The organism is Syntrophomonas sp. UBA5494, from assembly GCF_002426325.1.
Genome location: NZ_DIPG01000134.1, coordinates 24,144 through 31,938, shown reverse-complemented (window position 1 = coordinate 31,938; position 7,795 = coordinate 24,144). Strand labels below are relative to the sequence as shown.

Sequence of the window (7,795 nt, the reverse complement as noted above, 5' to 3'; positions counted from 1 at the left end):
TACCGATTGAGCACAATATGGTCAGCAAAGGGCTGGAAAACGCGCAAAAAAGAGTGGAATCGCGCAACTTCAGTATCAGGAAAAACGTCCTGGAATACGATGATGTTATTAACCAGCAAAGAGAGGTTATTTACGGAGAGAGAAAGAAGGTCCTCTTCGGCGAAGACCTGAAAGAAACAGTCTCCAGCATGATCGACGATGTCATAGATGCGGTGGTGGAATCTTTTGCCGGTGAGGCCAAATGGTCTGATGAATGGGATTTGAACGGGTTGTTGACCTATCTGGATCAGCATGTGATTCCAGCACCCGCCTTCAGCACAGAAGATCTGACCGGGCAGACCCGGGAATCGGTCCAGGATTTTCTAAAGGAACAAACCCACCACCTCTATGAAGCCCGCGAAGCCGAAATGGGCTCGGAAACCATGAGGGAGTTGGAGCGGCGCATCCTGCTGCACTTCATCGATCAGAAATGGATGGATCATATTGACGCCATGGACCAGCTGCGCAATGGCATATCACTGCGGGCTTACGGTCAGAAAGACCCCTTAATCGAATATAAGTTTGAGGCTTATGAAGCATTTCAAGCCATGGTTTATAGCATCAAGGAGGATGTGGTTCGCTTTGTGCTGCGGGTCAAAGTGGTAAAAGAACCCGAAGAACACAAAGCGGTAGTCTACAGCAGCAACAACGAGGAGAGCAGCCGCAAACCGGTGCGCAGCAAAAAAGTGGGGCGCAATGAGCCTTGCCCCTGCGGCAGCGGCAAGAAGTACAAACAATGCTGTGGAAGAGAGGATAATTAATGGATATAGCGACACTCATCGGATTGCTTATCGGTATAGCGGGCTTAATCGGCGGTTTTCTGCTGGAAGGCGGGCATGCCGGTATGCTCTGGGTGCACACCGCTTTCATCATAGTGGTGGGGGGCACGATCGGCGCCACCATGATCGGATACTCCATGGACGAATTAAAGAAAATGGGGTATTTCTTCAAATTGGTGTTTAATGATAAGAGAATCGATTACTTGAGTGTCCTGGAGACCCTGGTTGATACCGCGGACAAAGCCAGACGCGAAGGTCTTTTAAGCTTGGAAAGCCAGCTTTCGGAAATAGAAAGTCCTTTTCTGGCCCGGGGCCTGCAGCTGGTGATTGACGGCACCGATCCCGAATTGACCAGGAACATGCTGGAAATGGAGATCGAGGCCTTTGAAAAAGAAGAGCGCATCGGGGCCGATATCTTTATGACCGCCGGGGGGTTTGCGCCCACCATGGGCATCATCGGCACTGTCATGGGGCTGGTCCACGTCTTAAGCAATGTGGCCGACCCGGACGCATTGGCAGGGGCCATAGCGGTAGCCTTCCTGGCCACCCTTTACGGTGTGGGCTCGGCCAATGTGTTATGGATACCCTTCGCCACCAAATGCAAGACCAAAGCCAACAAGCAAGTACTGCTGATGGAACTGATTTTAGAAGGGGTCTTATCCATTCAGGCCGGAGAAAATCCCCGCGTTATCAGAGAGAAATTGATGACCTTCCTGCCGACGGATACTCGCAAAGCCGCCGAACAGCAGAAATCGCTGGAAATGGGGATGTAATTATTTATGACGCGCAGCGGCCGCAGAAAAAAAAGAGGCGGGCACAGTGAGGAAGGTAACCAGGAACGCTGGCTGATCACCTATTCCGACCTGATTACCCTCTTAATGATTTTCTTCATTCTGATGTATACCATGAGTCAGGTCGATGCCCAGAAATATGCGGCAGTTGCCAATTCACTGAGTGTGGTCTTAACCGGTCAAGCCATGTCGGTTTTAGACACCCAGGGCCCATCGCTGATTGAAGGTTTGTCGGGCCAGGATATGCCCCAGAATCAGGACAGAACCGAACAAGGCCAGCTGGAAGAAGTCAAAAAACTGGTTTCGGAATTCATCGAGGCCAAGGATCAGGAAGCCCGGCAGGGCGCCACCAGCAGCCAGGCCATTAGACTCAGCGAGCATATCATAGTTTACGAACAGGAGCGGGGTCTGGTGATCAGTTTCAAAGACGCCCTGCTTTTTCCCAGCGGATCTGATCAGTTGACCTCACCGGCCCGGGAGATCATCGCCGAGGTGGGTAAGACCCTGGTGAGCCTGCCCAACTATATTCGGGTGGAAGGGCACACTGATAATCTCCCCATCAATACCAGCCGTTTTGCGTCCAACTGGGAGCTATCAGTGATGCGCGCAGCTACGGTAGTGCATGTATTGAGCGAATCCGCCCGGATTCCGGCAGAACGCCTGGCCATAATCGGTTATGGTGAATACCGCCCCCTGGTGCCCAATGAAAATGATACTTACCGGGCTATGAACCGTCGTGTGGATATCGTCATACTCAAGAAAAAATATGATTACTTCGAACCTCCCCGGATGAATGAGACTGCTCCGGCGGAAGCTCAAACAACCTAGCCAATTTGCATTCCGGCTCATGCAGCCTCGCGGCGCTTGCTTGCATAAAGGCTCTAAAACATGCTAACTTAAAGTCAAACCCAAATAGTACTTATCAACCACCGGAAAAAACCGGTGGTTTTACGAGACATTAGATTTAACTCATGGAGGAGGGAACGAATTTGCTGGAGGATCCCAAGGCAACCTGTCAGGAAATAATAACGCGTTTAACTGAAATGGGGGCTTCTCTTTGACATCGCTAGTTTAAGCCGGCAGATTTCTGAATTAGAAAAACAGACTGCCCGTGACGGTTTCTGGGATGATCACCAATCGGCTCACAAGATAATAAGACAGATCAAACATTTGCAGGAAGAGGTGGATCGTTACCAGAACTTGATGGCCGAAGCCCATTACTTAAGAGACATGCTGGAAATGGCCGAACATGAGCAGGATACGGAGCTTTTCAGAGAGGTTTCCGGGGAATTGGAAGACCTCCTGGCGCGCTTCCTGGATTATCAACTGTTGATTTTGTTTTCCGGTGAGCATGATAAAAGTGATGGGATCGTCTCCTTACATGCCGGTGCTGGAGGCACTGAAGCCCAGGACTGGGTGGAAATGCTCCTGCGCATGTATACCCGCTGGGCAGAATCGAGCGGTTATCAAGTGCAGATCCTGGATCTTTTGCCCGGTGACGAAGCTGGAGTCAAAAGCGTAACCTTTCTGGTCAAAGGCGATTATGCTTACGGCAAGCTGAAATGCGAGCAGGGGGTGCACCGCCTCATCAGGGTTTCCCCCTTTGATTCCTCGGGACGCCGCCACACTTCTTTTGCATCATTAAACGTCTTGCCCGAGATCAGCGAAGAGGTGGAAATAAAAATCAATCCCGAGGAACTGCGCATTGACACCTATCGTTCCAGCGGGGCCGGGGGGCAGCATGTCAACAAAACCGACTCAGCCGTGCGCATTACCCATCTGCCCACCGGGATAGTGGTGCAATGCCAGAATGAACGCTCACAGCATGCCAATCGCCTGGCAGCCATGAAGATTCTGACCGCCCGGCTGTATGAATTGAAACAAAAAGAAATGGAAGAAAACCTGGAAAACCTTAAAGGGGAACATAAAGAGATCGCCTGGGGAAGCCAGATCCGCACCTATACTTTAAACCCCTTTAGCTTGATAAAGGATCATCGCACCGGTCTGGAGGAAGGCAACGTTCAAGCGGTATTGGACGGCAAGATCAATGATTTTATCTATGCCTGTCTGGCTAAAAAGGCACAATAATAACAATGAGGTGGCTAAGGTGAAACAAATAGACCAACAGCAAGTACAGCGACTGAAGGAGCAGGCCAGGGAGGTGCGGCGCCAGATTATTGCCATGCTGGGACAGGCCGGTTCCGGCCACACCGGGGGCTCGCTGGGGGCAGCCGACATTGTAACCGCGCTCTATTTCTGGGAGATGAATATTGATCCCCAAAAACCAGACTGGGAAGACCGGGACCGCTTTGTGCTCAGCAAAGGCCATGCCGCACCGTTATTATATGCGGTTCTGGCCGAAAGGGGCTATTTCCCGTCTGATCGCCTGCAGACCCTAAGGAAGCTGGGCAGCCCTTTGCAGGGGCATCCCGACCGCAGTAAACTGGCTGGAGTGGAAGCTTCCACCGGATCGTTGGGGCAAGGGATATCCTGGGCTGTCGGAATGGCCTTGGCCGCCAAGATGGATCATAAGGATTACCGGGTCTACACCCTCCTGGGGGACGGGGAGCTGGAAGAAGGCATGGTCTGGGAAGCAGCCATGGCGGCAGCCCATTACCGCCTGGACAATCTGGTGGCATTCATAGACTTCAACGGCCTGCAGATAGACGGGCCTGTGGAACAGGTTCTGTCCCCCCTGCCTATTCCTGCAAAATTCGCGGCTTTTGGCTGGGAGGTCTTGCAAATAGACGGCAATGATATCCGCCAGATATTGGAAGCCTTAAACTGCGCCCGATTGGTTAAAGGCAAACCCACTGCCATCGTGGCCCGAACCATTAAAGGCAAAGGCTGCTCTTTCATTGAGAATAAAGTGGAATGGCACGGGGTTGCGCCTAAGGGTGAGGAAATCGCTCGAGCCCTGGCGGAATTGAACATGTAAACCGAACAAAAAACCCGGCTGTGTTGACCCGTTGCGGGCAGCAGGCTGTAAGGAGGATACTGGCTTGGAAAAACAGGCTACCCGGGATGCCTATGGAAAGGCCTTAGTGGAATTAGGAAAAAAACATCAGGATGTAGTAGTGCTGGATGCCGACCTGTCGAAATCCACCAAAACCGCCGATTTTGCCAAGCAATTTCCAGAGCGGTTTATCAATGCCGGGATTGCCGAGCAGAATATGGTCGGGATGGCGGCCGGTTTGGCCAGCGCCGGCAAAGTGGTCTTCGCCAGCACTTTTGCCATATTCGCCACCGGGCGCGCCTTTGAAGCGGTGCGAAACTCGGTGGCATACAGCAAGATGAACGTAAAGCTGTGTGCTACTCATGCCGGTTTAACCGTTGGTGAGGACGGCGGATCTCACCAAAGCGTCGAAGACATAGCCCTGATGCGAAGCGTGCCCAATATGACCGTGGTTGTCCCCGCTGACGGAGTGAGTACGGCCCGGGCGGTTTCCGCATTGTATGATATGAATGGGCCGGCTTACCTGCGTTTAGGACGTCCGGCGGTGCCGGTCATCTATGATCAGGATTCCCCTTTTGAGATCGGTCGGGCTAACCGGCTGCGGCGGGGGGAAGACGCCGCTATCATCGCCTGTGGAGTCATGGTCTCCAAAGCCCTGGAAGCGGCTGAGCTGCTGGCTCGGGAAGGCATCGAGGCGGCAGTTGTCGATATGCATACCATAAAACCGCTCGATGAGGCGGCTGTTATTGAATTGGCCAGGGAAACCGGGAATATTCTCACCGTTGAGGAGCACAGTATTATCGGGGGTCTGGGTAGCGCAGTCTGTGAGACGGTATGTGCCCATCACCCCGTGCCGGTAGTACGCCTGGGGGTTAATGATGTCTTCGGGCAGTCCGGGGAGCCCAATGAGCTCCTGGAGCACTACGGCCTAACTGTCGAAAAAATAGTGCACAATGTCCGGGATTTATTGAGAAAAAAATAAATTTTAAAAGGAATTATGACTATTTCTGTAGAACCACCTCATGCAGGTGGTTTTTATTTTTCTGGGAGGAAGATAGGTGTTAGTTCAATTTTATAATGTCTCCAAGGTATACCCCAAAGGCAAAGCACTTGATGATATTTCACTTAAAATAGATCGCGGCGAATTTGTTTTCTTGATGGGACCCAGTGGCGCAGGCAAATCAACCATAATCAAAATGATGTTTCGGGAGGAGGAACCCACCCGGGGCCAGATTTTTATTGCCGAGCGCAGTCTTGTTCGTATGAAACGCAGCGATGTTCCCAGGGTCAGGCGCGGTATGGGAATCGTTTTTCAGGACTTTAAACTCCTGGAAAGAAAGACAGTCTATGAAAACGTGGCCTTTGCCATGGAGGTGGTGAGCGCGCCACACCGGGAAATTAAGGCGCGGGTGCCCGAAGTATTAAGGATGGTGGGTTTAGAGGACAAAGAAAATTCTTTCCCGGGGGAGCTTTCCGGCGGTGAGCAGCAGCGGGTCGGTATCGCCCGGGCTTTAGCCAACCAACCCCTTTTGCTGATTGCAGACGAACCTACCGGGAACCTGGATATTGACACTTCGCTGGAGATTTTGGATCTTCTTATCGATATTAATCGCAAGGGGACCACCATTATCATGGCCACCCATGATAGGGAATTGGTGAAAGCGGCGCGCAAGCGGGTGATTCTGCTGGATAAGGGCAAAGTTGCAGCTGACTATGCGCCCGGGGAGTATCTGGTATGTTAAAGAACATCTGGTATTTCTGCCGGGAGGCCGTAAAATCAATGGCGCGCAACCACCTGCTTTCCCTGGCTACCATCAGCACAGTCGCCATTTGTATTCTGATTCTGGGTATGGCGGTTCTGGCTACCCTCAATGCCAGCCACCTTATTACCCGTTTGGAATCAGATTTGGAAATCATGTCTTATCTCGATAAGGATTTGACCGCCGATCAGGCTAGTGAAGTAAAGCAGGCATTGGAGGCCATTCCCGGGGTTGAATCGGTGCGCTTCGTTTCCCGCGAAGAGGCTCTGCAATACTTGCAGGACAGCTTTGGGGAGGATCGCTACAATCTGGAAGAGACCATGGGCAAGAACCCCTTGCCGGATGGTTATGAAATCAAAGCCCTGGATCCGCATCAGGTGCCGGTGATAGCGCAGCAGGTGGAACAGGTGGCTGGAATCGAACGGGTCAATTACGGCAAAGAAATGGTCAATAACCTGTTTTTAGCCACCAAATGGGTTCGCGTATTAAGTATGGCCTTTATTGTCCTGCTCTCGCTGGGGGCGATTTTTCTGATCGCGACCACTATCCGTCTGGCCATATTTTCGCGGCGCAAGGAGATCTATCTGATGAAGCTGATCGGTTCCACCGATTGGTTTGTGCGCTGGCCGTTTTTTATCGAAGGCATACTGCTGGGGACTGCCGGATCATTGATAGCAATCCTCTTGCTGGCAGTAGGATATGAGACCCTGATCGGATCCATTCAGTCGGTGCCTTTTGTACCGGTGCTTTCCAACCGCGCCTTGCTGATTGAAGTCTACGCCGGGCTGGTTATGGTCGGGGCGTTACTGGGGGTATTGGGTACCTACATATCTCTCAATCGTTTCCTCGATGTGTGATTTTGAAGTGCGGTTTTAATAATTTTGCAGAAGGAGGCCTACATATGTCCGCGCATAAACGTTCTATAGCCATCATGATGGGGCTGGTATTTATCTTTAGCTGCATATTACCGGTGTATGCTGACGAGATAGATGAGGCCAGGGAGAAGCTGCAGCAAATAAACCAGCAGATCGACGCCCAGCAAGCCAATGTTAATGCGGCCAGATCAAAACAACGCTCGGTAGTAAGCCAAATTTCGGCCTTGGATCAGGATATCAAAAGTATTGAAGAAAAGATTAAAAGCCTGAATGATGATATCCAGCAGCTAGAAAAGGAAATTAGCCAGACCCAGAAGGATATCAGCCAGAAGGAGAAGGAACTTGACAAGCAGGTCGAAATTCTGGGGGAACGTCTGGTTTATGTCTATGAAGAAGGCGGACAGGCTTCTTATCTTGAGGTTCTATTGGCCTCGACTGATATCAAGGATTTTCTCACCCGCTACGATATGCTGAAATATGTCATCGAGGGTGATATGGAACTGATCGATTCCATTAATGATAAACGCCGTGAACTTGATCAGAAAAAGAGCGATTTGGAGGTCAAACAAAACCGCTTGGTTACAGCCCGGGAGGG

General features: G+C 51.4%; 9 protein-coding genes. All 9 read left to right on the top strand.

Going from position 1 to position 7,795, the window contains the following annotated elements; genetic code table 11:
• The coding region (locus B3W37_RS15115; protein WP_483176283.1) for an SEC-C metal-binding domain-containing protein at positions 1-800 on the top strand (800 nt) is incomplete at its 5' end.
• Positions 800-1,591: a flagellar motor protein gene (locus tag B3W37_RS15110; protein ID WP_481042301.1), complete on the top strand. Its 792-nt coding sequence runs from the start codon at positions 800-802 to the stop codon at positions 1,589-1,591. The genes B3W37_RS15115 and B3W37_RS15110, both read left to right, overlap by 1 nt.
• Before the next feature lie 6 nt (positions 1,592-1,597).
• A complete protein-coding gene (locus B3W37_RS15105) occupies positions 1,598-2,437 on the top strand; it encodes an OmpA/MotB family protein (protein WP_481042303.1) in 840 nt (279 codons plus the stop codon).
• Positions 2,438-2,652: 215 nt separating this feature from the next.
• Positions 2,653-3,697 (top strand): peptide chain release factor 2 gene (prfB, locus tag B3W37_RS15100; protein ID WP_483176299.1). Its coding sequence is split into 2 segments (ribosomal slippage): positions 2,653-2,667 and positions 2,669-3,697, totalling 1,044 coding nucleotides; the frame shifts between segments, so codons are not numbered across the junction.
• Between the two features lie 19 nt (positions 3,698-3,716).
• A complete protein-coding gene (locus tag B3W37_RS15095; RefSeq protein ID WP_481042305.1) occupies positions 3,717-4,547 on the top strand; it encodes a transketolase in 831 nt (276 codons plus the stop codon).
• 64 nt (positions 4,548-4,611) lie between these two features.
• On the top strand, positions 4,612-5,547 hold the full coding sequence (locus B3W37_RS15090; RefSeq protein WP_481042307.1) for a transketolase family protein: 936 nt from the start codon (positions 4,612-4,614) through the stop codon (positions 5,545-5,547).
• Between the two features lie 76 nt (positions 5,548-5,623).
• Entirely contained in the window at positions 5,624-6,307 is a 684-nt protein-coding gene (gene ftsE / locus B3W37_RS15085; protein WP_481042309.1) for a cell division ATP-binding protein FtsE, read from the top strand.
• The gene (gene ftsX / locus B3W37_RS15080; protein ID WP_481042311.1) at positions 6,301-7,182 is read left to right on the top strand and encodes a permease-like cell division protein FtsX; all 882 of its coding nucleotides are present in this window, start codon (positions 6,301-6,303) and stop codon (positions 7,180-7,182) included. Before ftsE ends, ftsX begins: the two co-directional genes overlap by 7 nt.
• A 44-nt stretch (positions 7,183-7,226) precedes the next feature.
• Positions 7,227-7,795, top strand: a 569-nt coding sequence (locus B3W37_RS15075) for a murein hydrolase activator EnvC family protein (protein WP_483176282.1), incomplete at its 3' end; no start/stop codon positions are given.